The organism is Paenibacillus sp. BK033, from assembly GCF_004345425.1.
Classification (GTDB): domain Bacteria; phylum Bacillota; class Bacilli; order Paenibacillales; family Paenibacillaceae; genus Pristimantibacillus.
Map to the genome: position 1 here is coordinate 474,017 of NZ_SLVP01000005.1, position 24,031 is coordinate 498,047.

A 24,031-nucleotide genomic window follows, 5' to 3' on the forward strand; every position below is an offset into this window, starting at 1 on the left:
CAGGTAAATCTATCTTACAGCACAAATCGCTGATTCAACCTGTTGGGAGACTCGCCTCTAATATTATAAACTGTAATAAAATACATTTGTCTCTTCAAACCCGTAAGACGGATAATGAGCTCTAACAAAAGAAATCATAAAGGGTGTGTCGAGATGTCGAAACTCCAAGACATTATTAATATAAGCAGAAGAATAATTTATTATAAAGGCTACCAAGCTACATCGATCAGCGATATTATGGAAGAGGCTCACATTGGAAAAGGCCAGTTTTATCACTACTTTTCGTCCAAACGCGAACTCGGCTTGGCTGTCGTCGATGATCTGGTCCAGGAATGGGACAGGGATGTGTTCGAGGGCATTTTCGAAACCAACCTTGAACCTATCACGAAACTAAATAAAATGTTGGACAGGACATTAACCATCCATACGGACGAAGAGGGGAAATCGGGTTGTCCCGCCGGTAACCTTGCCATCGAGATGAGTGAACACGACGAGATGTTTCGTCTAAAAGTTCATTATATATTCGATCGGTGGATTTCGTCGATCGAAGGCGTACTTAACGAATTGAAAGCACGGGGGCATCTAACGTCGGATATGGATGCCAAAAAGCATGCACGAGCCATCGTATCAATGATCGAAGGCGCCATTTTATTAAAGAAAAGTCAAAATGAAGTCGACTTCCTCACGAACGCCATCGCAATCATTCGCGCGCAATATCGGCTTTCTTGAGCCTAATTGCTTCCGTTTTTTTCCATTGCACATGCTATGCGATTTTGTTATGATCTGTCTGTACCGAATGGTAGGTACAATATAAAACGAAACTACGCTAATGAAAGAAGGGTATTCAGATGTTTGGCGAACATTTTTTTTGCCGATTCTGTACCGACAAGTAGGTACAGAATCGCTTTAAGGAAACAAATGCATGCGGCTTTTTTTAAAACAAATAAAATTACTAGATGAATGGAGCGAATCAGATGAAAATACTAGTCATTGTTACCCACCCGGATATCGAATCATCCGTTTGGAATAAAGCATGGGTGAACGAATTGAAAAAGCATAATGAGATCACGATTCATGAATTGTACAAAGAATATCCGGATGAGAACATTGATGTCCATCGAGAGCAGCAATTAGTCTTAGCCCATGATCGAATTATTTTTCAATACCCGCTTTATTGGTACAGCGCGCCGCCGCTGCTGAAAAAATGGTTCGAAGTTGTGTTACTGTACAACTGGGCATACGGTCCGGAGGGGACGAAGACAGCCGGCAAAGAAATCGGAGTGGCGTTCTCATATGGCGCGCCTAAGGATGCGTATCAGCCGACCGGTTCCAACCGTTTTACGCTGGAAGAAATTTTGGTTCCAGTTCAAGCGCTTGCCAACTATATCAGCGCCTTGTACCTGCCTCACTTTGCTTATAACACGTTGGACTTAACGCGCTTGGCGCAAAGCAGCAAAGATTATGTACAGCATATTACGACGGTTAAGCCTTTGGTTGCATTAACGGAAGGCACGAATGCCAAGAAGGTCCATTGAACCGCTGCATTCGTCTATATGTAACAGGGAGATGCTTGACATTGGGCAATAAGAATAGGAATTCATGGCTTGCTATTATTGCAATTGCATTAGGGGCTTTCTCAATTTCTCTTGCTGAGTTTTTGCCAGTTGGTCTTCTTAATGAAATTAGCCGAAGGTTTGATGTATCGGAGGGTACTGCAGGAATTACCGTAACTTCCACTTCTATACTGGCGGCCATTGCGGGTCCGATTCTTACGTTAGCTATCGGACGCTTGGATCGACGGGTGGCGGTTCTCGGCCTGTCGCTGCTGCTAATTGTATCTAATGTACTTTCGATGATTACAACCCATTTCTTTGTGCTAGTCATTGCAAGAACCATCCTTGGAATAAGTGTTGGAGGATTCTGGGCTGTGGCTATGACTGCACAAGCAAAACTAGTTCAGCATGAGAAGATAGCAAGAGCAACCTCGATTGTCCTCGGAGGATTTGGGATTGGCACGGTCATAAGTGTTCCATTAGCATCTTATATGGCCGCACATTTTGATCTGAGAATCGTTTTCGCGGTAGTATGCATACTTGCGATCGCTGTTTTCATCATCCAGATCATTCTGCTTCCGAGAATTCCGATGGAACAGGGGGTTCGTGGAAAAGATTTCTTAGGGCTGTTGAAAATAAAGAAAGTAATAACGGTCTTTGTGATTGCGATTCTCACGGTGAGTGGTCAGTTTGCAGCCTACACCTATATAACACCTTTTTTCCAAAAGGTTACTGGAATCGATTCAAATCTGCTCAGTGCGATACTGTTATTCTACGGGATTGTTTCCTTCATAAGCAATTTTGCCGCTGGTTTCATAGCCGGACGCAGCCTCAAGGGATTGTTAGTGGGAACAGCAGTTATTTTCCTTATTTCATTACTGGGCATTTCACTGTTTGGAGATAACGTTGTAATTTCAATTATAGCTTTCATTATTTGGGCTATCGCCTGGGGAATGGCTCCCTTAGGCCTGCAGCTATTGGTTTATTCAACTGCCGGGACTGCTATAGAAGCCATGAGTCCGGTCTATGTCGGTGTTTATCAATTGTCTGTCAGCCTGGGAGCTTTAATAGGCGGCTTGGTAGTCGATACGACCAATGTAACTGGCGCGATGTGGTTGGGAGCCTTATCTTTCGCTTTGGTACTCATCCTTCTTACGGTTACCTCGACAATCAATAACCGTTCAATAGTCAGTCAAACCGAATAAAGCAATAATTGTACCACGAAATAAAAACGGTTCTCCCGCTGCCCAATGACTCTGTTTGAGCTGTTAGAAGCAGTGTCCTGTATCACAAGCGAAGCTTTCGGATTCTTGTTAAAATCGGATTAGTTACAACGGCTAAGACCTCTGAGCTTACATTCAGAGGTCTTTCCGTTATTGATCCAATAACGTAATCCCATCGTACAGAGGCACTCTTTTTTGTTCAAACACCCTGCTGATGTTTCTCAACTAATGGGTAAGTCAGTTCCGTTGTGTGGTAATATGTGGGTAACGGTAAAAATCTTAAACAGCAATCAGCAGCCGAGAATGGAGTGGGTATCTAAATGGTGAAGATTGAAACAGCAAGGCTTCGTATAAGGGAGTATACAATAGAGGATCTCCCGGAATTACAACAAATACTTGCCGATGACCTAACTATGAGCTTTTGGCCGAAGCCCTTTGATCATTCTCAAAGTGAAAATTGGATCCTAACAAGAGGAATTGAGAATTACCAAACCGGATATGGCAGATATGCGGTTGAACTCAAGAAAACAAGTGAAATCATAGGGGATGCAGGGTTGTTAAAGCTTGAGATAGATGGACAACCCGAGAATGACTTAGGTTACATTGTTAAATCCGATTTCTGGGGCCAAGGCTTTGGATATGAGGCTGCAAATGCCTTAATGATGCATGGTTTCGAAGATTTAAATCTAAAGCGAATTTGCGCAAACATGCCTGCAACCCACTATGCTTCGATTAAAGTAGCTGAAAAACTTGGGATGAAGCTTGAAAAAAGATTTATGAATAAAAGAAATCGCAACATACTTACTTGCTTATATGTAAAATCATAAATATTTCATCCGGCCGGCTGGAACCATTTGATCTACGCCAAGTAAATGAAACAGGCGATGCGACAAACCATACAGCCTCGTTTCCTCAGTAAGAAATACATTTAAGCAACAAGGGATAATGTGGGAAGTTTAAGTTATACTAGCTGTTATTAATCGCATTAAAGGGAACTTCTATCACCATTTTCTTTGAAGGAGGCATCTGTTTTGGATGCACAGTTTCTAGACTTATTAGCCCAGAAATATGATACGGAAGAAAAAGTAGTAACCGAGATCATCAACCTTGAAGCGATCTCTAATCTTCCCAAAGGAACAGAGCATTTTGTCAGTGATTTGCATGGAGAGTTCCAGGCTTTTCAGCATGTATTAAGAAACGGTTCGGGTACCGTAAAAGAAAAAATCAAAGCTTTGTTCCGTGAGGATTGGACGGATCATGAAATCAATGATTTTACGGCGCTAGTTTATTATCCTGAAGATAAAATTCAGTTGGTTAAAGGGGACTTGTGCGACAAACAAGCTTTGAACCGGTGGTATAGACAAACGATTGAACGGATGCTTAAGCTCATTTCTTATGCCTCTTCCAAATATACACGCTCGAAATTGCGTAATGCTCTACCGGAGCAATTTGTATATATTGTAGAAGAGCTGCTGTACAAGACGGATTCAACCAACAATAAGGACCCTTATTATGAGGAAATCTATCGGCAAATCATTTCCTTGGGCCAGGCGGACAAGCTCATTATCGGCTTGGCTTATACAACCCAGCGACTGGTGGTTGACCATCTTCATGTGGTTGGAGATATCTATGACCGCGGGCCGGAGCCTGATAAAATTATGGACACACTGATCAACTACCATTCTGTAGACATTCAGTGGGGAAACCATGATGTCTTATGGATAGGCGCCTATGCGGGTTCCTTGGTGTGCCTTGCTAATATTATCCGGATTTGCGCCAGATATGACAATCTGGACATCATCGAGGATGTATATGGAATCAATCTTCGTCCACTGCTGAACCTGGCAGAGAAATACTATGACGACAATCCGGCCTTTAGACCCAAGCTGCAGAGCAACCATAACGGTTCAGAGCAGGAAATCCTGCAAATTACCAAAATTCATCAAGCCATTGCCATGATCCAATTTAAGCTTGAAATTCCGATTATCAAGAGACGCCCTTACTTCAATATGTCTGAAAGGCTTTTGCTGGAGCAGATCGATTACGACAAATCCGAAATCAAAATCGGCGGAAAAACCTACTCTTTGGCCAACACTTGCTTCGCAACCGTAAATCCACGGCATCCGGAACAATTGCTGGAAGAGGAGCAGCAAGTGATGGAGAAGCTTCTGTTCTCCGTTCAGCATTCCGAAAAGCTGGCCAGACATATGAATTTTCTGATGAAAAAGGGAAGCCTTTATTTAAAATACAACGGAAATTTGCTATTTCACGGCTGTATTCCTTTGGATGAAGAAGGAAACATGGAAGAAATGCAGATTGAAGACAAGACGTATTCGGGCCGCCGGTTGCTGGACGCTTTTGAATATTATTTGCGTTACGCCTTTGCGCATCCGGAAGAGACGGATGATCTGGCTACGGATATGGTATGGTACATCTGGACAGGGGAATGCTCCTCGCTTTTCGGTAAGAAAGAAATGACCACCTTTGAACGGTACTTTATCCAAGATAAAGAAGCCTATAAGGAAAGAAAGAACCCTTATTACCATTTGCGCGAAAACGAGGAAATCTGCCGGAAAATCCTGCTGGAGTTTGATATGAATCCGGATCATGGACATATCATTAACGGACATACGCCAGTTAAAGAAATTCGCGGAGAGAACCCCGTGAAAGCAAACGGAAAAATGGTTGTCATTGACGGCGGTTTTTCCAAAGCTTATCAATCCACAACGGGCATAGCCGGATATACCTTGTTATATAATTCTTTTGGCATGCAGCTCGTTGCCCATCAGAAATTTATTTCAAAAGAAGATGTGTTATGTAACGGCACGGATGTATTGTCTATAAAAAGGCTAGTCGACAAAGAATTGGAGCGGAAGCTGGTAAGGGAAACCAATGTCGGGGAAAAGTTGCTGCAAAAAATCTCAACTTTGAAGAATCTCCTGGAATATCGCTACATGAAATGAACATCCAGAGTACGGTTGTCCGTTGTTCCCAATAATGAAAAATTTGGGCATCCAGCAAAATGCTCTGCACCACTATTGTTAGTCACGACTAACCGTAATGGTGCAGAGCATTTTGCAACTTAGTCCCCATCCGAAATAAATTCGTTCATTCGTCTCGTTTTCCGTCTTTTATTCTTCCACAATATAGACCCCATCTATATATATTCTAAAATATATTAATTTGGTATATGACTTTGTTTCATATTAATATGTAGTTATCAAAGACAATAACGGTTGAAGGAGAGAATATAGATGGAACAACACTACTACAATAACGCTCATATTTTTTGGGATGAAGTAATTGAATCGGTTGTGATTCGATGGAATTCCTTCGCTACGGGGGACGATTTTAGAGAGCCTTTAGATAGATTGATTGAATTAGCCGTGATCAAGAAGGCTAAGAAAGCTTTATTTGATAACAGTCATATACTGGTCATGAAAGACGATATGAAATGGTTGTCTGAAGAGTGGCTGCCTAGACTAAAGAACGCTGGCATTCAATACACAGCTACTGTTAATCCAACTAATTCCGTACGTAACAACGGCTTGAATGAAGAAGTTGCTGAAGAAAGTTCAACAAAATTGCAACACCATGAATTTGAAGGTGTACAAAAAGCAATTGCATGGTTATCAGAAATCGCGGCATGATAGATATTAACGGGGATAGGATTGATACAGATGTACACATTATTAGGCAGCGTTATTGGTATTATCGTGATCGGTGTATATGCGTACTTGACTGATAAAATAAATCAAAAAAGAGAAGAAATAAAAATCTGTATAGACAATGCTTTAAAGTAAGTTTCTACGGTTATGCTTTATTGACAGAATATTCATGCAAATGTTCAAAAAAACATCCCGCAATCCATGCGGGATGTTTTTGTCAAATAAATGTATCAATCAATTTCTTGTTGTAAGACAGCATTCACTAATCGACGAACTTCATCAGTTGATTTGGTTTCCATTAATTGAATTCTTAGTTCGTTTGCGCCTCTAAACCCACGAACATAGATTTTGAAAAAGCGAAGAAGCGGTTTAAATGAACGTGGCTGGGTTTCTGTTGAATATTTATCGTGAAGATCCAACTGCAAAAGAAGTAAATGGAGAAAATCCTTCGCGCTATGTTCTTTAGGTTCCTTTTCAAAAGCAAATGGATTGGTAAAGATACCGCGGCCAATCATGACACCATCAACGCCGTATTGTTCCACTAATTTCAATCCTGTTGCGCGGTCAGGAATATCTCCATTAATCGTTAATAGCGTGTTTGGAGCAATTTCATCGCGCAATTTTTTTATTTCAGGGATTAGTTCCCAGTGCGCATCTACTTTGCTCATTTCTTTTTTTGTACGAAGATGAATAGAAAGATTTGCAATATCTTGCTTCAAAATATGTGTTAACCAACCGCGCCACTCGTCAACCTCCGAGTAACCCAATCTTGTTTTAACACTAACGGGTAATCCACCTGCTTTGGCTGCTTGAATAATTTCTGCCGCAACTTCAGGATGCCGTATTAATCCAGCACCTTTTCCATTGGAAGCGACGTTTTGTACAGGGCATCCCATGTTGATATCGATACCACGAAAACCCAGCTTCTTCATATCGATACTCATCTGCTCAAACAATGCCGGCTTATTGCCCCAAAGATGAGCGACGATCGGTTGCTCATCTTCTGTGAACGTTAACCGACCACGAGTACTTTCAATTCCTGCAGGGTTGCAATAACTATCTGTACTTGTGAATTCCGTGAAAAATACGTCCGGTTTTGCAGCTGTACTAACGACGTGACGGAATACAACATCTGTGACATCTTCCATTGGAGCTAATATAAAAAATGGCTTCGGCAAATCAAGCCAAAAATTCTCGTTACTCATATAATCTCCTTCTTTTGCAGCATTTAAAATGGTTAGGCTATTGTAATGTCTTTTACCCATCATTCATAGTATCATTTTTTTTCGTTTATGCAAAAAAAAATTATAGATCATTCATTTTAAGTATAAATTATATCTGATTCGAAAGGGCATCATTACGGGATCGGAGATAATGAACGGGTGAGAGTCCAAACAATCTCTTATACTCGCGGCTGAATTGAGTCGAACTTTGGTAGCCCATTTGCAGTGCCGTTTCGGTAACATTTGCACCGTCAAGCAGAAGCCTTCTCGCCTCTTGAAGACGAAGTTGTTTTTGATATTGTAAAGGTGTTTTACCGGTAACTTCTTTAAATTTGTAATGAAGACTAGAAACACTCATATTCCCAAGTTTAGCCAGCTCTTTAATGTTAATGTTACTATTAAAGTTATGTGTAACCCAGTCGACCACCTTGCTTATCTCGGAAGCTTCCTGATGCCATAACATGCTGAAGTAAAAAGCAGCACCTTCTTCGCCCGCTAGCAGCCAGAAGATAATTTCTCTTTTTACTGCTGGTGCGAGGTACTTTGCGGCTTTGGGGTTTTGTAAGAGTTTAATCAATTTTTCGAAACCTTCCGCCACTTCAAGTGTTGTTTTTCCAACAAAAATGCCTTGATGCGATTCAGATCTTGGTTGGAGCTTAAGGTCGGCTTCAGTTGCGACAGCGGCGACTTCTCCAGGTGGCAATTCAATCCGAAGCGCCATATACGGAGTATCGACTGAAGCTTCTACCACCTGACCTGTAACCGGCAAATTTACGCTTGTTGCAAGAAAATTCCCCGGCTTGTATTCAATAGTTTCTTCTCCAATCTGCATGTGCGTTTTCCCTTGCACAATAATGCAGAGAGACGGTTTTAATGGACCTTTTGATGCAACAGTCGGACTTTTTTCGGTCAAGATTTGAAGGAAGGGAATTACTGTCTGAAATCGGTTAGTACGTAAAGGTAATTTTAGAATTACATTTAATATGCGGTTCAGGACCTCTTGTACATTTTCCTGATAATTGTCCATGGTAGTAATCACCCCTTAGTATCAAAAGGTTTTCTTAATATGCATTAGAGCACGTCGTACATAAGAAAACAACTCCATTTGGAGGATTAGGCAGACATTCAATACGATTGAACTATCTATAAAAATGAAGACGGCACATAATAACGGATGTAGCGACAGTTACATGCTGGTTGCTAAGCAGTATGATAGTCATGCTATAAAATACCCAATATTAAGGAGGATATACAGAATGAAGTATAAGCAGCTTGGAAATACAGGACTAATAGTTTCACAACTTGCGTTAGGCACAATGACGTTCACGAGTGGAAAGGATACCCATAAAATTCTCGGTTCTGTTGGGCAGCAAGAAGCCGACAAGATGATAAAAAAGAGTGTCGATGTCGGAATTAATTTCTTTGATACTGCTGATATTTATGCAGAAGGCGAAAGTGAAATTATTCTTGGACAATCCTTCCGCAATCTTGGTATTGCGCGGGAGGAAGTTGTAATTGCCAGCAAAGCCGCCGGACGAACAGGCATGGGACGTAACGATGTCGGTGCTTCAAGAGGACATATTATGAATGCAGTGGAAGCAAGTTTAAAGAGATTAAAGACGGATTATATCGATTTGTATCAGATTCACGCCGATGATTTCTTGACGCCTATAGAAGAAACTTTAGGTTCTTTGAATGATCTGGTAACACAGGGGAAGGTGCGATATATAGGCGTATCGAACTGGCATGCTTGGAAAATTGCTGACGCTCTTGGTATTTCTGAACGAAAAAATCTCGCTCGTTTTGAAACGGTTCAGGGGTATTATTCTCTTGCAAGCCGTGATGTTGAGCGAGAACTGGCACCTTTGATGGAAGCGAAGAAGATGGGACTTCTGGTGTGGGGGCCGCTTGCTGGCGGTCTGCTGTCAGGGCGTTACGATCGACACAATCAAAAGGCAGAGGATTCGCGCCGCTCTGCGGTTGATTTCCCGATTGTAGATAAAGAGCGAGCTTGGAATATCATTGATAAGATAAAACCGATCGCAGAAGCACATGGGACAAGTATAGCAAGTGTGGCGCTTGCTTGGCTGATGACAAGACCAGTAGTAACCTCTGTTCTTGTTGGCGCGAAACGATTGGAACAGTTGGAAGAAAATCTGGAAGCCGCAAATTTAGAACTGACGGATGATGAAATTCGGCAACTTGACGAAGTGAGCACACTGCCTCCTGAATATCCAGGTTGGATGGTTGACTATCAGAAAAGAGATCGCCTGGGACCGCTTTTTTGACAGCAGAGAATCGTGAGCTTACTTTATAAAGAAGGAATGTAAAGGATATGAACCTGAGCCACTCAGCTGCGGCGACGTAGAACTATAGTTCAATAAGTACAACGGAAGTCGGTCACTATGACCGACTTCCGTCTTTTAACAACTAAGGCGAGACAAATAAAATAAACATACAGGAGTAGACTGCACTTTGTATGCTCCGTTTCTCACTTATCTTGTCTCTCGATGAAGCGTCATCTTTTTATGAGAAGGACAGTACTTGCTAAGCTCCAGGCGGCTCGGATTATTTTTCTTGTTTTTCATTGTCGTGTAATTACGGGCACCGCATTCCGTACATGCTAAAGTAATGATCACTCGCATGATGATTATCACCTTCCTTCATTACCATATTATGTATGACTTCAACCACGTGATCAGCACGAAATAAAGAATATGCCTTAATTCATTTGGACATGAAAAAGCATCAACTACTCAAATTTATGCCCAGCTGCGCGGGGAACGTAGAAGAGAGTTGTATCGATACCCGCTCGAAGCAGACCTCCAAAGGCAATGTCGAATGAAAGGTGGTAAAGGCAATAGCAACACTTATTGTTCCAATTGACTGGTTTAAAAAGCAAAATGGGAGGGTTAAATTCACAATTATAACCTTACTGTTAATAGCCGCCTTAGTTTTCTTCGCAATAGCTTCATCATTAATACTGGCTGCGTTCCGACTTACTTATCGTCATTGGGTCATATCGGCAGGCTTTTTCGTGTTGCTACTTTTGGTTGCAACATTTTCTTGTGGAGTTATAGCTTGTCTACAAATGTACACGAAAAGGTTCCGAGTGTTGATTCGTACGATCGGGACGATAGCACTGTTGGCAACTGTTGGCTTTGGATGTTTTTGGGGGTGTTTCATTTCAATATTTTATACTGCCAGTATCGAGGAGCAGATGGTTGAGCGTGATGGCACAAAAATGCTTGCCGAAGTAAGTTCGTTTTTGGATGTAGATGTGTATTACTACGACTATAAAAACTGGTTTGTTCGTAGTGATAAATATAGGATTCATGAGTGGTACGGAGACGGTGGATATAACCCGCTTAAACATGAATTAATGCCAGAACCGATAACAGTTACGTACTTCGATGAAAACGGAAATCGCATAGGCGGTGCGGGACAGTAGATGAGGTAAAACCATTAAGCTATCGGGAGGGCTATAGCTGAATGAACACTACGGCAGATGCTCGGATGATCGACTATCGTTTTCATTGAAGAAAAGGGCAGGCACTAAGGAGCTGCGGGAAGCTCTCTGTTATGGCGCGGAAGAACCGATTGTGCTGATGTACTTAGCCTGGTCTGGCGGTTAATCCGGACGAGAAGCAGTACCAGGATGAGTACCTGGAATCGCTTCAGAATCAATATGTACTCGCGCAAAAACCGGATCGATTCTCTAAAGGAGAATGATCCGGTTTTTCTGCTAAAGTCTGAATGAATTGGTAAGACAGATAAGATTGACAATTAATTATCCTAAAGGTAGAATAAATAATGTTAGGATAATTAATTGAACACCTAGATAGGAGGATGCAGATTGTCCGAACGCGATGCAGAAGGAATGGAACTTGATCTAAAGCTAATTCGCGTATTGAGAAATATGGTAAAAGAGTTGTACGCGAGCTTGGAGCATGATATCGAAAGCTACGGGCTTAGTACCGAGAATTTTCGCATTCTAGAGCTTCTCTATAACAGAGGTCCTCATCCAATCCAGAAGATCAGCGATACCTTTGCTATTCCAAGCGGGAGTATCACCTATGTGGTGGACAAGCTTGAAAAAAAGGGGTTGGTCGAACGGATTCCTATTCCAGGAGACCGTAGAAAAACGAATGTCTCCTTAACAGCTGCTGGTCGAAGCAGCTTTGACAATATTTTTCCAAAGCATGCTCAATTTATTTCCAAGCAGTTGTCTTTCGCGACCGACGAGGAGAAGCGCGAGTTAATCGATGTAATGAAGAAGATCGGCTACGGCATCAAAAACCGTGACAACACAGACAATCAGAAACAGGAGGACTAAACATGGAAATAGGGGTAGATACCTTTGTGGAGACAACACCTGATGTTGTAACAGGTGAAACCATCAGTCATGCGGAACGTCTGCGTCAGGTAGTTGAGGAAATCGTTCTTGCTGATAAGGTTGGGCTGGATGTTTTTGGGGTTGGCGAGCATCATCGGAAGGAATTTGGAGATTCTGCAACCGCCGTTATTCTGGCGGCTGCAGCTCCAATGACTAAGAACATTCGCTTAACGAGCTCGGTTACCGTACTTTCTGCAGCAGATCCGGTCCGTTTATTCCAGCAATTTGCAACGCTTGACGGTATTTCGAATGGGAGAGCCGAAATAATAGCAGGCCGTGGGTCAATGGTTGATGCTTTCCCTTTGTTTGGCTATAACTTAAATGATTACGATGCGTTATTCGAGGAAAAGTTAGAGCTTTTATTGAAATTGAGGGAATCGGAAAAGGTAACTTGGAAAGGCGGATTCCGACCGGCCTTTAAGGATCTGGGAATTTACCCGCGGCCTGTTCAGAGTAAACTGCCTGTATGGCTTGGCAGCGGCGGTAATGCCGGATCTGTAATTAGGGCAGGGCAGCTGGGGCTGCCGCTTGTATTAGCCATTATCGGTGGGAGTCCGTTAAACTTTGCTCCCCTCGTGCCGCTTTATAAGAAAGCAGCCGAACGAGCCGGACACGATGTGTCGAAGCTACAGATAGCCGTACATTCACTCGGGTATGTCGCAGAGAGCAACTCGCTTGCGGTTGATCAATATTTTCCGCCTACTCAGGCTTCCTTTAATTATTTCGCCAAAGAGCGCGGTTGGACGCCATATACACGTGCACAATTCGATGTTTCCCGTTCCTTAGAGGGGGCCTTATACCTTGGTGATCCGGAAACAGTGGCTAACAAGATTCTTTTTATGCGCAAACATCTAGGCTTCAGCCGATTTTTCATGCATTTACCGGTTGGAACCATGCCGCATGAGGAAGTTATGAAGGCAATCGAATTACTGGGAACAGAAGTGGCTCCTCGCGTTCGGGAAGAAGTGGCTAAGTTGGAGACTGAAGGGACAGGAGCAAGAGCGTAAATTGTATTAATAGATTAAGATAGAAAAATAGGGAGAGAAATGTACGGTTACTCGAGTTGGTTCAGAGTGTTTACCGGTATCGGTGATAATCAGGCGGCCCGCGATGCAATCACAAGCAAGACGCTGCTCAAGCGTTTTGGTAAACCTGAAGAGATCGTGGAGCTTGCGGCATTTCTGTCGTCTAATCGAGCAGCCTATATCACTGGCGTTAACTATGCGGTTGACGGCGGAGCATCAGCTTGGTGATATCCAAAAGCCAAGTGAATTCAAAAAGATTAAATAAAAGACCGACCTGGATTTGGATCACCAGGTTGGTCTTTGATGCGCTATTGAACTACTTTGGGGCATATAAAGCAAGCACTTCGTAAGGTTTAAGCTTTGGCAGCATTAGCAGATCCCCAAAGAGATCCAGGGTTCACTAAGTTCGGGTAAAGATGAAGCATGGCATGAAATAAATCTAAAGCGGTGTCTGTTTCATTATCCAAACGAATAAAGTCTAACAGATATTGATTTGTTTGATTCCAAAGAAATGATCTCCATGGCCATGCGTAATATAGATATATTTTAAATTACGGTTAATTGACTTTATCCAATCAAGCAATTTATGGTTATGTTCAATAGTAATAAAAGTATCGACTAAAACTGCATCCTTTTCTCCATAAATAAGGATAGCCGTATTGGAAACCCATTGAAGTTCTTCATTTGCTTCTGGCAGATTTCTTGTGAGGCTGTCACGTTTTACGCTTAATTCAGCGAATTGTAAGTTTGACATTTCGATCATCCTTAAATTTATTTTTTGCTCCATCATATAGCTATCACTGTAAACTGCAATGCGACTCTCAGAGGGCGGAGAATGGTCGCATCCTCTACTTTAATCTTCCATATTATCCGCCTTTTCTTCAAGATTATTACCTTTTTAGGTTGGTTTCTGGGAATTTGCCGAAGTATCACACGCAGGCGATTGTCTCATAGCGAAAGAGGGAGTTAAAAGACATTTCCTCGGTGGAATGCCGTGAAACGTTCAAAGCACACAAACATTACTTTTTATAGCTGTCTACTTGACAAGTTATGATCGGTTCGGCTGGCTTTTGCATAGGTTTGTGCAACAAAATCGTTTACCGCTTGCATAAACGGTTCGGTTTTGCTCATTGTAGGAGCACTGGATTGGAGAATCAGACCGCGAAATTCGTTCGGGTAATCCAGCGCGTATTGAATGCCAACGCCGCCGCCATGAGTATGAAAACTTGACGCACACTATCGATAAAGACTTCATTTTCTCCAACTGCCACGGTTACTCCCCTGTCTCCTCTTTGTCGTTGATTCACCTGCAATAATGAGACCGATCGTTCTCATAATACAAATTCCTTCAACCGTTTGTCAACGTATCTATCGCAAATGTCTCCACTCGTGGAGGTCTGTCGTTCGGTAAGATAGCACTTGTTGCTGCGGACAGAAATAATACCCGTTCCGCACCATAGAGAATTTCTCGGCAGCCTGAAAGAACCTGAGCAGCGAAAGCCCCAAATGATTTGCCACCACATGAGACGGCTCCGATAAACCATCTCTAAGCCACGTTTCGATTTCGGCGACTTAGGAGACATAGTTGTGGAATGGTTCGAGGATATTTACGGGCGCGAAGGGCTGACCATGCGGGAAAGGGTAATCGCGACGATCGCCATGCTGTCCGTGCTAAACTTGGAGTCGGAGTTGAAAATCCATTTTGTTGCCGGTACCAACGCAGGATTGACTCGCGAGGAAATGGAGGAAGTGATCATTCAATCCGTCGCGTACGGCGGATTCCCAAAAGCCATTAATGCCATGAAGGGGCTGAAGGGGAGTCGTGAAGGGGCAGAGCGCGTCGCTTCAGTTATTTCTGGATTTGCCGGCAGGACATTGCCGTTCATGGGGATATATCCAAAGCCGCGGATTGTCATTTATGTTATCAAGGTTTCTCTCGAGAGGAGAGACGTCGCAAGACATATGTACAAAAATTTTACGAACATGCGTTCTAGCCCTTGACAAAATTAAGATCGCTCACTTATTATGGGAACGATCGATCTAGAAAAGGAGGTGGAGGTATGTCTTTTATTTGGAAAGTCCTTGGCGGTATCTTTAAGTTGTAAAACTCAACTTTCGAAAACGTAATTAGACAAGGGCATAGAAGAAGTAGGCACCTTACCTAGGAGGCCCTATTTTTTCGTTTCGGAAGCCCCTTAGTCTATTAATTAAATCGACTACAGTACAAAAGTCAACTTTGAGCGATATAATAGTCATCCGGATGATGTTATGATGCAGAAAAAAGGACAAGCTATTTAACTTATTTTCAGGAGGAGTTACCATGTCAAAGCTCAACATCGGTATTATTCTGGGAAGCACGCGTCAAGGTCGCTTGAGTCCTCAAGTTGGCAAATGGGTCAAAAACATTGCCGACAGACGTGGAGATGCTAACTACGAAATTGTAGATATTGCGGATTATAAGCTGCCTCTTCTAGGTGAGGTTGATGCTACAGAGCAAGCGACGGCATGGAATGCAAAGATCGCGAGCTTGGACGGCTTTGTTTTTATCGTTCAAGAATATAATCACAGCGTGACAGGTTCCTTGAAAAATGCGTTAGATTATGCACGGGAAGCTTGGTATGATAAAGCAGCGGGCATTGTTGGTTACGGTTCTGTAGGCGGTGCGCGCGCAGCAGAGCATCTGAGAGGTATTCTGGGAGAATTGTGTGTGGCGGACGTTCGTACGCAAGCGTCACTATCTTTATTTACGGATTTCGAGAACGGAAGTGTCCTTAAGCCAGCAGAGTATCACCTGGCGAATGTAAATGGCATGATCGATCAAGTGTTAGCTTGGAGCGGTGCTTTGAAAACCTTGCGTTAATAGATGATATTAAAAAACGAAGTGCCTCAGGATCAGATTCCTGCGGCACCTCGTTTTGTAATACTTTGGTTAAGGTAAGAGCTTTGGTACATTGGTGTAAGAGGACAAGAACATATATGCATTAGATTCCGCGTTTTACGCGGTTTTTTTATTTTATGGATACAACTTCTTGTCCTTTCCAAAAGACAAGAAGTTGTATCATTTTCCGATATTGGACATAAAAAAGATACCTTCCCCGTAGTTGGCAAACTATACAAATTAGAATTCATTTTATCATAATTCATTGCATCGTTATGTCCGGAAATTCGACTTTCTTTACATAATTGTAATGGTGCAGAAATCGATGCAAAATTTGGCCGTAAAAAGTGACGACCTAGAGTTGAACTAACGGGCAGTATAGCGCAACAAACTCCACAGATATACGTCTAAATACTGGAATTATATTTAAGGTTTTTAGCGTTTTGTTCAAGATGTCGTATGAGGGGTGGTAAAGGCAATAGCAACACTTATTGTTCCAATCGACTGGTTTAAAAAGCAAAATGCGAGGGTTAAGTTCACACTCATAACCTTACTGTTAATAGCCGCCGTTGTTTTCTTCGCTATAGCTTCATCATTAATACTGGCTGCGTTCCGACTTACTTATCGTCATTGGGTAATATCGGTATGCTTTTTCCTGTTTCTACTTTTGGTTGCCGCATTTTCTTGTGGACTTATAGCTTGTCTACAAATGTACAAGAAAAGGTTCGCTGTGTTGATTCGTACAGTCGGGACGATAGCACTGTTGGCAGCTGTTGTTTTTGGATGTTTTTGGGGATGTGTCATTTCAATATTTTATACTGCCAGTATCGAGGAGCAGATGGTTGAGCGGGATGGCACAAAAATGCTTGCCGAAGTAAGTGCGTTTTTAGATGTAAATGTGTATTACTACGACTATAAAAACTGGTTTGTTCGAAGTGAAAAATACAGGATTCATGAGTGGTACGGAAGCGGTGGATATAACCCACTTAAAAATGAATTAAAGCCAGAACCGATAAAAGTAACGTACTACGATGAAAATGGAAATCGCATAGGCGGGACGGGACAGATGAGGTAAAGCCATTAAGCTATCGGGAAACTATAGTTCAATCAACAAAGCTGCAGCGGATCGGAGGATCTACTGCAGCTTTGTTGAAGTAAAGGGCAGGATAGTTCCAATATCTGGTTGAATAATTTATAAGTATTAATTCAGTGAATTGAGAAGGGATGGAACCAAATGCCGAAGAAAAATATCGTACTGACTTTTGAGGAAACTTTAATTTTTTGGGGGTGAGTATGTTGAAGTTGATCATTGTCGAGGGAATCCCAGGTTCGGGAAAATCTTCAACAGCAAGATTCCTTGCTATGCAGTCAGAACGGAACGGAAATACGACGCAGCTTTTCCATGAAACTACATACCAACATCCAATTCTGATAGAGGATACAATTTCTACCCCCACAGCTTGGATGAAACAGTATTTATTAAATTGGGATCGGTTCTTAGAAGAACAAAGGGACAAAAAGACGACTTTGGTGATGGAGTCAGTATTATTCCAGGCGCCTATTCTTCATTTACTCCATATGGATCTAGACAAGGAAGCGATCATTCGGTTCATCGAAAACATATGTGCACGGTTTACGGATCTTGAATTTCATTTAGTTTATTTATATCAGGACGATCCAATGATTGGGATTAACCGAATGATAAACACTAGAGGAGGGATGAAGAGGCTAAATGAAAAATTTGAGGAATTTAAACACGAACCCTATTATGTGAATCGGGGGCTGACAAATCCAGAATCACATCTTGACTTTTTGTCGGAATATGCGCAAATTGCTAAAACTGCGAATAGCAGGTGCAGTTCATGGTCTCTGTCGATCGAGAATACCAACTGGGATTGGAGATCTTATTATCATACCATTGTGGATCATTTTGGCTGGTCGTTCATACCCGATCCGATCGTTCCCTATTCGGAACTTGTGAATTATGTCGGGGTTTACCACAATGAGGAATTGAATCTTCATATCAACGTTGAGTTGAAAGACGGTCAACTATTCGGGTTTGGAGATCGGCAACTGAAGCCAAATGATTTGCGTACATTTTATCTTGATTATGTCAGCATGAAGATACAGTTTAATTGGGGACCTTCGGGTCAATGCTGCGGTATGATTGTAAAAGAGAAGGATTTGTTCGGAAACCGCAGAGATGAAGGGACAAAGTTTATTAAAATTTCCTGATGATTCAACTCCCTCGGGAAGATTTAACATGTGCAGATTGTGTTCTTGAGAGCTTCTTAGAAACTGAAATTATTTCTCTACATAATGGATTTCTTGAACTGAATTTAAAACAATAGACTAAAGTATCATTACGCTATCGGAGAACGTTAGTTCATCATCATCCAGGAGTAGTTTGTCAAAAAGGCAGCTGCTCCTTTTTTATTAAGCTAAAGGGCAGATTTGTTGAACCGAAATCACAAATTTCCATATACAAGAAACCTAATTCCATTTATAACCACACTGGATATTGCTACACTGATTATGTAAAAGTTAAAGGGGGCTGAACTGATGGATACACATAATGATGAAATACGGGTGGTCATTGGCGCTGGCGATTATAAGAATAACCCCGAATGGATCCAAACTCAGGAGTCTGATTTGGATTTATTGCAGCGAGATCAGTGGGCAGGTCGTTTCAAGGCGAATACCATCTCAGCAATTTTAGCGGAGCACGTATGGGAGCACTTAGATTTTAATGAAGGCATTGAAGCTGCGAAGATTTGTTTCGAGTTTTTAAAGCCTGGTGGATATGTTCGTTGCGCTGTTCCCGACGGCTATTTCCCGAATGAAGAATACCAAAGAGGCGTGCAAATTGGTGGACCAGGTCCTGCTGATCACCCAGCTGCGAGCCATAAGATTGTACATACCTATAAAACACTGTATTCTATGTTTGAAACTGCTGGATTCAAAGTTCATTTACTTGAGTATTGCGATGAAAACGGTATATTCCATTACAACGAATGGAGTGAGAAGAAAGGTCTCATATATCGTTCTAGACGATTTGACCATAGAAATAAAGATGGCAAGTTAGGCTTTGTTTCCCTCATTGTGGACGCTGTGAAGTCTTAATCCAAATCGGATAGCTTATTTTACGAACAACGCAAAAGCTGCTGAAAAAGGTGATGTCGATTACGCTATCGGGGAACATTAGTTCAAGTGTGGTTGCAGTAGCTGATTTTTTTTATAATATGCGTTAGAAATGGATGGATATCGTATGAGTAAGAAATTCATCATTGATGGAACCAAAATTTCTAGTTATGAGGATTTTTGTAGAGAGTTTTCAGCTATTGTGTTATCAGGGAAGCATCAATGGAATGGCAATTTAGATGCCTTTAACGACATCTTAAGAGGCGGTTTTGGTGACATAGAAGACAATGAACCTCTTACAATTATTTGGAAGGGTTCCAGCACTCTGAAGGAAAGTTTAGGGTACACCGAGACAATAAAAATACTTGAAGAGCGTTTATTAAAGTGTCACCCAACAAATGTTCCTCGCGTTTAAGAGGAACTCCGACTGGCCAAGAATAGCGAAGGACCGACCATATTTGATTGGCTGCACAAAGTTAAATCTAATCACAAACATATCGCGTTAATCCTTGACTAATGGTATCTATCTACCAGGTACGTATTTAGATGGTCTGTGGGGCAGTTCTGCAAGACACCGGATACGCTATGGTCATTAAACTAACGGCGAGAGGGCAGCCGGAGGTACAGAGTTTGTATTAGGGGTGACGAAATGACAACAATCGCGATATTCGGAAGTCGACACTATCCAAAATTGAACTTAGTTGTGGAATATGTAAAGAGCTTATCCGATGATACGATTGTTATTAGTCGAGGCACGAGAGGCGTAGATCATGTAGCTCATGTCACCGCACATTTTCGTGGGCTTCTTAGTAGGCAATTTCCTGCTAAATATAACGAAAACGGAAATAGTGCAATTTATCTTTCGAATGTGCAGGTAGTGTCCGAAGCCGAAATGCTTGTTGCATTTTGGGATGGTAAAAGTACAGGTACTTTGCAGACAATCGAAGTTGGTTATCAGCATGAAAAACCGGTGACCATATACGGACCAGACGGAGAAATTCTTGAGAATCCTCTATTAACCTAACGAGGAACTATAGTTCAATTAATAAGACTCTACTGCAGTTTATCCTGAAGTAAGTTAGCTTTGCGTAAGGCAGTCCGACGTTTTAGTGGGGATAAGATCGCCAATGTTTGGATTTTACGGCATGAAACCAACCTACCTGAGAATTACTAAATCACAAGAACCCATTCATAAAACGAATGGGTTTTTGTGGCATTGACGCGCCTATTATATCCTTGCGCATAAGGGATTGGCTTATCGGAATAATAGTAAAGTGTTATTTATACACAGCTACAAAGAAAGTCTAACCAGAGGAGTGTAAAATGAAAAAGAGTGGGAATAAAGTTATGCATTCTGAGGGTCAAAACGGAATGAATGGTGATGAAGCAAGGATAATTCTGGACGGTAAGGCAACTATAAAGGCTCCAGAAGAGCCAAGTCTTGTAGACCGAGCAAAAGAGGTAATGGAGAACATTGGGACCGAGATAAACGGCGTATGAACCAGAAATGGAAGGCTGATTTTGGTTCCTGGCAGAGATATTAAGTATATATACCTGTCGGATGATTAGAACTTTATCTCATTAAAGACCGCGTTTATCGCGGCTTTTTTATTTTATGGGATAGTGTTGTTGCCAAATCATTATGACAAGAACTTTACCCCATTCCCGATAGAATTTCCTTCCGTACGATACAATTATCGTAAGCCTCTTTACTATCGCCTAAAAATGAAGTCCCCCGTGAACTGCCAATGCACGGAGGACGTTGCTTTGTGTTAACTGTTAATGATGACACCACCGTTAACATGAAAGAATTGACCCGAGACGTACGAGGAGTCTTCCGATGCCAGATAGACATAGGCAGGAGCGACTTCATAAGGCTGACCCGCTCGCTTCATTGATGTTTTAGCTCCCCAATTCGCGACTTGGTCTGCTGGGAAGGATGCAGGGATTAACGATCTAATGTTAAGGAAGAAGGATAAAATTGAAACCATTCTTCGTGAGATAAGGGATAAAAGATAAACATTATTAAGCTAAAGGGAAACGATAGTTGAATAGCCAAAAGAATAAAGCTCCCGGCATGCAATCGGCAGCTTTATTACTTTAGTTGAACGCAGAAAGCAGCTCGCGATAAAAGCACCATTCAAAATTGAATGGTGCTTTTATTAATGATGTGGGGAATGTTATCAAGTTCTTGTCATTTATGTTATCAAGTTCTTGTCATCCGACACTAATCCGCAGATTTACTGCAAGAAAGGGGAACTTATAAAAAATCAAAACGAAAATAGTTCAATATAGTGTATGACACTAAACTCAAATTGTCAGGTGACAAGAACATTATCTCATTAAAGGCCGCGATATTCGCGGCTTTTTATATTTATGGGATCAAGTTCTTGTCAAAACCAAATGACAAGAACTTGATCCCATTTCCGAAATTGACAAGAACTTAATCTCATTCCCGACGGTTGGCAGGGATGACTGCAGTGATCCTAGGCAGCACAAGCTCCAGCCGCAATGAAGAATGTCCAAGCACACAAAAGAGGGACATATTTGAGAAAAAACTTGAGAAATCAAACGTTTTTATATTTTGCCTCTCCTCGATTACGCGCTCTCCCACGGCGTGGAGCTGAGTCCCCGTTCGTCGGAGATCCGGATGCAAGTGGGAAGACGGCCGGATGCTGCTGACGATCCGCGACAACGCCAGGGCATCGATCCGGAGCGGCTGACTGGCGATGCGTACCGGATAATTCAAAGACGACAGGAAGGTTCCGCGGCAGCTTAACGGTTTTACTAAGCTTTAGTAATCGTCAATTACGATTTTCATTTTGTAACTCAAGATGACGAAATCTTGTTTGATGGTTAAAATTACGTTTCTTTGCTAAAAATAAATTTTAGAGCTGTTCTGTTTATTAAGCCGAAGAGGTGGATTTGTTCATGCGCGACATTCATTTGGTTCCAGTTTCCTATTTCCCATCAGAAAATCTTGAATTTCCCATGGTTGCTAAACTCCAAACCATTACACCGAATCAATTATTTTACGTAAGAAATCATTTTGAATACCCGACAATCGATATAAACACCTGGTACCTTTCAATTGAAGAATTAGTGGATCAACCAATTAAATTTACGTATGCTGATTTGAAAAGCATGAATAAGGTCACGCTATCCGCAACACTAGAATGTGCAGGAAACAAGCGTTCGTTATTTGAAAGGAAAGCACAAGGTAACCAATTCAAGCTCGGTGCGATAAGCAACGCCATTTGGGGAGGCGTTCGACTGAAGGATGTATTAGACCAAGCAGGAGTATCCCCAAGTGCGACTGAGATTGTTTTTGAAGGATTAGATTACGGCCACCGAAATGACATGGATGGACAGGTATTTTTCAAAAGAAGTCTTCCTGTTGCCAAGGCACTTCACCCAGATACTTTATTGGCTTATGAAATGAATGGTGAACCGCTCTCCGATAAACATGGTTTTCCAATAAGACTAATTGTGCCTGGATGGTATGCAGTTGCATCTGTTAAATGGCTGCATAGGATCAGAGTTGTAGACCAGCCATTAAAGGGACCGTTTCAAAGTATAGATTATGTCATTCTAAAAAAAGCAAACGACTACAAACATGCACTACCGTTATCACCAGTTTTAATCAATTCAACGATAGCATCTCCTACAGAAGAGGAAGAGTTGGCTGTTGGCACCAACGTGGTACAAGGGTATGCTTGGGCTGGTGAGCATTCTGTAACGAAAGTAGAGATTAGCACAGATGGCGGGGCACTCTGGACTGAAGCAAACATACTTGATCCTGATGTTCCCTATTCATGGAGGAGATGGTCTTTTGCGTGGGATGCGCAAAAACCAGGTCAATACACGATTATGAGCAAGGCAACGAACGATCATGGAGAGGTTCAACCGCTAAAGGCTGAATGGAATGTAAAAGGTTACCAAAATAACTCCATCCACGCCGTAAATGCTCATGTGACAGCCCCTAACTTAGTGATTCAGTAAATAATATTCTGCAGGAAACAAACCAACAAGGAGTGTTTGAGTTGCTTACATTGGAGATTGCAAAACAATTGCTCGAGGTTGCGGAACAGAAAGGTCGTCAAATGGGACTCGCCTTCGATATCGCAATCGTCGACGCCGGGGCGAACTTGGTCGCCTTCCACCGGATGGACTATGCTCGGATTGCGGGGATCGAAATCTCCAAGGGGAAGGCCTGGACGAGTGTAGCCATGCAAATGCCCACGGCTAACTTAGCCCAGTCGGCGCTTCCCGGCGGTCAACACTATGGGGTCAACACGACAAACCAAGGGACAGTCACCATCTTAGCAGGCGGTATACCACTCGTTCACGAAGGCATGACCGTGGGCGGTATCGGCGTCGCCGGAGGCACCATGGAGCAAGACATGGAAGTGGCCAATGCCGTCGTTCAAGCGTTCGCCGCTGTAGTAGGAATGAAATAGCAGTACAAAAGAGACAATTTTACCGCCTTTTCAAAAGAGCGGGTTTTCTTTGTTCAAAACTCAACATTCGAATTTAACATAGGCCGTCATGGTAGAAACTTTTACACAAAATCGCCTTCCCCGAGCAAAAAGGCAGGGAACTTATAAAAAAACAAAACGAAAATAGTTCAATATAGTGTATGACACTAAAAGTGTCGGACGACAAGAACATATATACAACGGAAGTCGCTTATAAAGCGGCTTTTTTATTCTTTGTATAGAAGTTCTTGTCGTGAGCTTAAGACAAGAACTTCTATACAAAGCCGTAGTAGGACAAGAACTTCTAAACAGTCCCTTGACACCAGGAAATGCACGATTTATTAAGCTAACGGGCAGGGTAGCGTAACAATTAAAAATATTTACGGATATTTTCAAACCATTTTGTGTTAAAGTAATTGGAAATTCAAAAGTTAAAATTAGTGAAG

26 protein-coding genes and 1 pseudogene are annotated in these 24,031 nt (G+C 42.0%); 22 read left to right on the plus strand and 5 right to left on the minus strand.

The features are described from left to right. Nucleotides 1-153 precede the first annotated feature (153 nt). From EV294_RS19515 to EV294_RS19540, 6 genes are all read left to right on the plus strand, one after another. A complete protein-coding gene (locus EV294_RS19515) occupies nucleotides 154-729 on the plus strand; it encodes a TetR/AcrR family transcriptional regulator (protein ID WP_207918167.1) in 576 nt (191 codons plus the stop codon). 245 nt (nucleotides 730-974) lie between these two features. Beyond that, nucleotides 975-1,535 (plus strand): NAD(P)H-dependent oxidoreductase, encoded by a 561-nt coding sequence (locus tag EV294_RS19520; protein ID WP_132309763.1) that lies wholly within the window; start codon nucleotides 975-977, stop codon nucleotides 1,533-1,535. 41 nt (nucleotides 1,536-1,576) lie between these two features. Further along, a complete protein-coding gene (locus tag EV294_RS19525; protein WP_165930742.1) occupies nucleotides 1,577-2,758 on the plus strand; it encodes an MFS transporter in 1,182 nt (393 codons plus the stop codon). Nucleotides 2,759-3,096: 338 nt separating this feature from the next. Then, nucleotides 3,097-3,603: a GNAT family N-acetyltransferase gene (locus EV294_RS19530; protein WP_132309767.1), complete on the plus strand. Its 507-nt coding sequence runs from the start codon at nucleotides 3,097-3,099 to the stop codon at nucleotides 3,601-3,603. Between the two features lie 204 nt (nucleotides 3,604-3,807). Further along, nucleotides 3,808-5,739, plus strand: coding sequence for a fructose-1,6-bisphosphatase (locus tag EV294_RS19535; protein ID WP_132309769.1), 1,932 nt, complete (start codon nucleotides 3,808-3,810; stop codon nucleotides 5,737-5,739). 291 nt (nucleotides 5,740-6,030) lie between these two features. Beyond that, on the plus strand, nucleotides 6,031-6,426 hold the full coding sequence (locus EV294_RS19540; RefSeq protein WP_132309771.1) for a hypothetical protein: 396 nt from the start codon (nucleotides 6,031-6,033) through the stop codon (nucleotides 6,424-6,426). Between the two features lie 248 nt (nucleotides 6,427-6,674). Here the strand turns inward: EV294_RS19540 and EV294_RS19545 are convergent, their stop codons facing one another. Both EV294_RS19545 and EV294_RS19550 read right to left on the minus strand, forming a co-directional pair. Continuing rightward, the gene (locus tag EV294_RS19545; protein WP_132309773.1) at nucleotides 6,675-7,649 is read right to left on the minus strand and encodes a tRNA dihydrouridine synthase; all 975 of its coding nucleotides are present in this window, start codon (nucleotides 7,647-7,649) and stop codon (nucleotides 6,675-6,677) included. Between the two features lie 127 nt (nucleotides 7,650-7,776). Continuing rightward, complete coding sequence (locus EV294_RS19550) at nucleotides 7,777-8,694, minus strand: AraC family transcriptional regulator (protein ID WP_132309775.1); 918 nt, start codon at nucleotides 8,692-8,694, stop codon at nucleotides 7,777-7,779. A gap of 229 nt (nucleotides 8,695-8,923) precedes the next feature. On the opposite strand from EV294_RS19550, the gene EV294_RS19555 reads away from it, so the two are divergent. Next, a complete protein-coding gene (locus tag EV294_RS19555) occupies nucleotides 8,924-9,955 on the plus strand; it encodes an aldo/keto reductase (protein WP_132309777.1) in 1,032 nt (343 codons plus the stop codon). A 207-nt stretch (nucleotides 9,956-10,162) separates the two neighbouring features. Here the strand turns inward: EV294_RS19555 and rpmG are convergent, their stop codons facing one another. Further along, nucleotides 10,163-10,312 carry a 50S ribosomal protein L33 gene (gene rpmG, locus EV294_RS19560; RefSeq protein ID WP_015844858.1) on the minus strand — a complete coding sequence of 50 codons (150 nt, stop codon included), beginning with the start codon at nucleotides 10,310-10,312 and terminating at the stop codon, nucleotides 10,163-10,165. 470 nt (nucleotides 10,313-10,782) lie between these two features. Here rpmG and EV294_RS19570 point away from each other — a divergent pair, with 470 nt between their 5' ends. The 4 genes from EV294_RS19570 to EV294_RS19585 all read left to right on the plus strand — a co-directional run bounded on the left by EV294_RS19570 (nucleotide 10,783) and on the right by EV294_RS19585 (nucleotide 13,316). Continuing rightward, on the plus strand, nucleotides 10,783-11,118 hold the full coding sequence (locus EV294_RS19570; protein WP_132309779.1) for a hypothetical protein: 336 nt from the start codon (nucleotides 10,783-10,785) through the stop codon (nucleotides 11,116-11,118). Between the two features lie 405 nt (nucleotides 11,119-11,523). After that, nucleotides 11,524-12,003, plus strand: a complete 480-nt coding sequence (locus EV294_RS19575) for a MarR family winged helix-turn-helix transcriptional regulator (protein WP_243711716.1) — start codon at nucleotides 11,524-11,526, stop codon at nucleotides 12,001-12,003. Nucleotides 12,004-12,005: 2 nt separating this feature from the next. Continuing rightward, complete coding sequence (locus EV294_RS19580; protein ID WP_132309781.1) at nucleotides 12,006-13,070, plus strand: Atu2307/SP_0267 family LLM class monooxygenase; 1,065 nt, start codon at nucleotides 12,006-12,008, stop codon at nucleotides 13,068-13,070. Between the two features lie 39 nt (nucleotides 13,071-13,109). Further along, nucleotides 13,110-13,316 (plus strand): SDR family oxidoreductase, encoded by a 207-nt coding sequence (locus EV294_RS19585; protein ID WP_132309783.1) that lies wholly within the window; start codon nucleotides 13,110-13,112, stop codon nucleotides 13,314-13,316. A gap of 250 nt (nucleotides 13,317-13,566) precedes the next feature. Here the strand turns inward: EV294_RS19585 and EV294_RS19590 are convergent, their stop codons facing one another. Continuing rightward, a complete protein-coding gene (locus EV294_RS19590; RefSeq protein WP_207918168.1) occupies nucleotides 13,567-13,842 on the minus strand; it encodes an MBL fold metallo-hydrolase in 276 nt (91 codons plus the stop codon). A gap of 833 nt (nucleotides 13,843-14,675) precedes the next feature. Here EV294_RS19590 and EV294_RS19595 point away from each other — a divergent pair. From EV294_RS19595 to EV294_RS30370, 8 genes are all read left to right on the plus strand, one after another. After that, on the plus strand, nucleotides 14,676-15,089 hold the full coding sequence (locus tag EV294_RS19595; protein ID WP_132309785.1) for a carboxymuconolactone decarboxylase family protein: 414 nt from the start codon (nucleotides 14,676-14,678) through the stop codon (nucleotides 15,087-15,089). A 319-nt stretch (nucleotides 15,090-15,408) separates the two neighbouring features. Beyond that, complete coding sequence (locus EV294_RS19600) at nucleotides 15,409-15,948, plus strand: NADPH-dependent FMN reductase (RefSeq protein ID WP_132309787.1); 540 nt, start codon at nucleotides 15,409-15,411, stop codon at nucleotides 15,946-15,948. A gap of 781 nt (nucleotides 15,949-16,729) precedes the next feature. Next, on the plus strand, nucleotides 16,730-17,041 hold the full coding sequence (locus tag EV294_RS19605) for a hypothetical protein (RefSeq protein ID WP_132309789.1): 312 nt from the start codon (nucleotides 16,730-16,732) through the stop codon (nucleotides 17,039-17,041). Between the two features lie 218 nt (nucleotides 17,042-17,259). After that, nucleotides 17,260-18,201 (plus strand): hypothetical protein, encoded by a 942-nt coding sequence (locus EV294_RS19610; RefSeq protein ID WP_132309791.1) that lies wholly within the window; start codon nucleotides 17,260-17,262, stop codon nucleotides 18,199-18,201. Between the two features lie 327 nt (nucleotides 18,202-18,528). Next, entirely contained in the window at nucleotides 18,529-19,089 is a 561-nt protein-coding gene (locus EV294_RS19615; RefSeq protein ID WP_132309793.1) for a class I SAM-dependent methyltransferase, read from the plus strand. Between the two features lie 145 nt (nucleotides 19,090-19,234). Continuing rightward, nucleotides 19,235-19,522 carry a barstar family protein gene (locus EV294_RS19620; protein ID WP_165930744.1) on the plus strand — a complete coding sequence of 96 codons (288 nt, stop codon included), beginning with the start codon at nucleotides 19,235-19,237 and terminating at the stop codon, nucleotides 19,520-19,522. Nucleotides 19,523-19,756: 234 nt separating this feature from the next. Continuing rightward, nucleotides 19,757-20,131, plus strand: a complete 375-nt coding sequence (locus EV294_RS19625) for a hypothetical protein (protein WP_132309797.1) — start codon at nucleotides 19,757-19,759, stop codon at nucleotides 20,129-20,131. Between the two features lie 299 nt (nucleotides 20,132-20,430). Further along, nucleotides 20,431-20,607 (plus strand): hypothetical protein, encoded by a 177-nt coding sequence (locus EV294_RS30370; protein WP_165930745.1) that lies wholly within the window; start codon nucleotides 20,431-20,433, stop codon nucleotides 20,605-20,607. Between the two features lie 272 nt (nucleotides 20,608-20,879). On the opposite strand, the pseudogene EV294_RS19630 reads toward EV294_RS30370, so the two are convergent. Continuing rightward, a pseudogene (locus EV294_RS19630) lies at nucleotides 20,880-21,059 on the minus strand (SDR family oxidoreductase); the annotation flags it as partial. 704 nt (nucleotides 21,060-21,763) lie between these two features. On the opposite strand from EV294_RS19630, the gene EV294_RS30915 reads away from it, so the two are divergent. The 3 genes from EV294_RS30915 to EV294_RS19640 all read left to right on the plus strand — a co-directional run bounded on the left by EV294_RS30915 (nucleotide 21,764) and on the right by EV294_RS19640 (nucleotide 23,567). Next, nucleotides 21,764-21,886, plus strand: a complete 123-nt coding sequence (locus EV294_RS30915; protein WP_279513593.1) for a hypothetical protein — start codon at nucleotides 21,764-21,766, stop codon at nucleotides 21,884-21,886. Between the two features lie 152 nt (nucleotides 21,887-22,038). Next, entirely contained in the window at nucleotides 22,039-23,109 is a 1,071-nt protein-coding gene (locus tag EV294_RS19635; RefSeq protein WP_132309801.1) for a sulfite oxidase, read from the plus strand. A 41-nt stretch (nucleotides 23,110-23,150) separates the two neighbouring features. After that, entirely contained in the window at nucleotides 23,151-23,567 is a 417-nt protein-coding gene (locus tag EV294_RS19640) for a GlcG/HbpS family heme-binding protein (RefSeq protein ID WP_132309803.1), read from the plus strand. The last annotated feature ends 464 nt before the right edge of the window (nucleotides 23,568-24,031 follow it).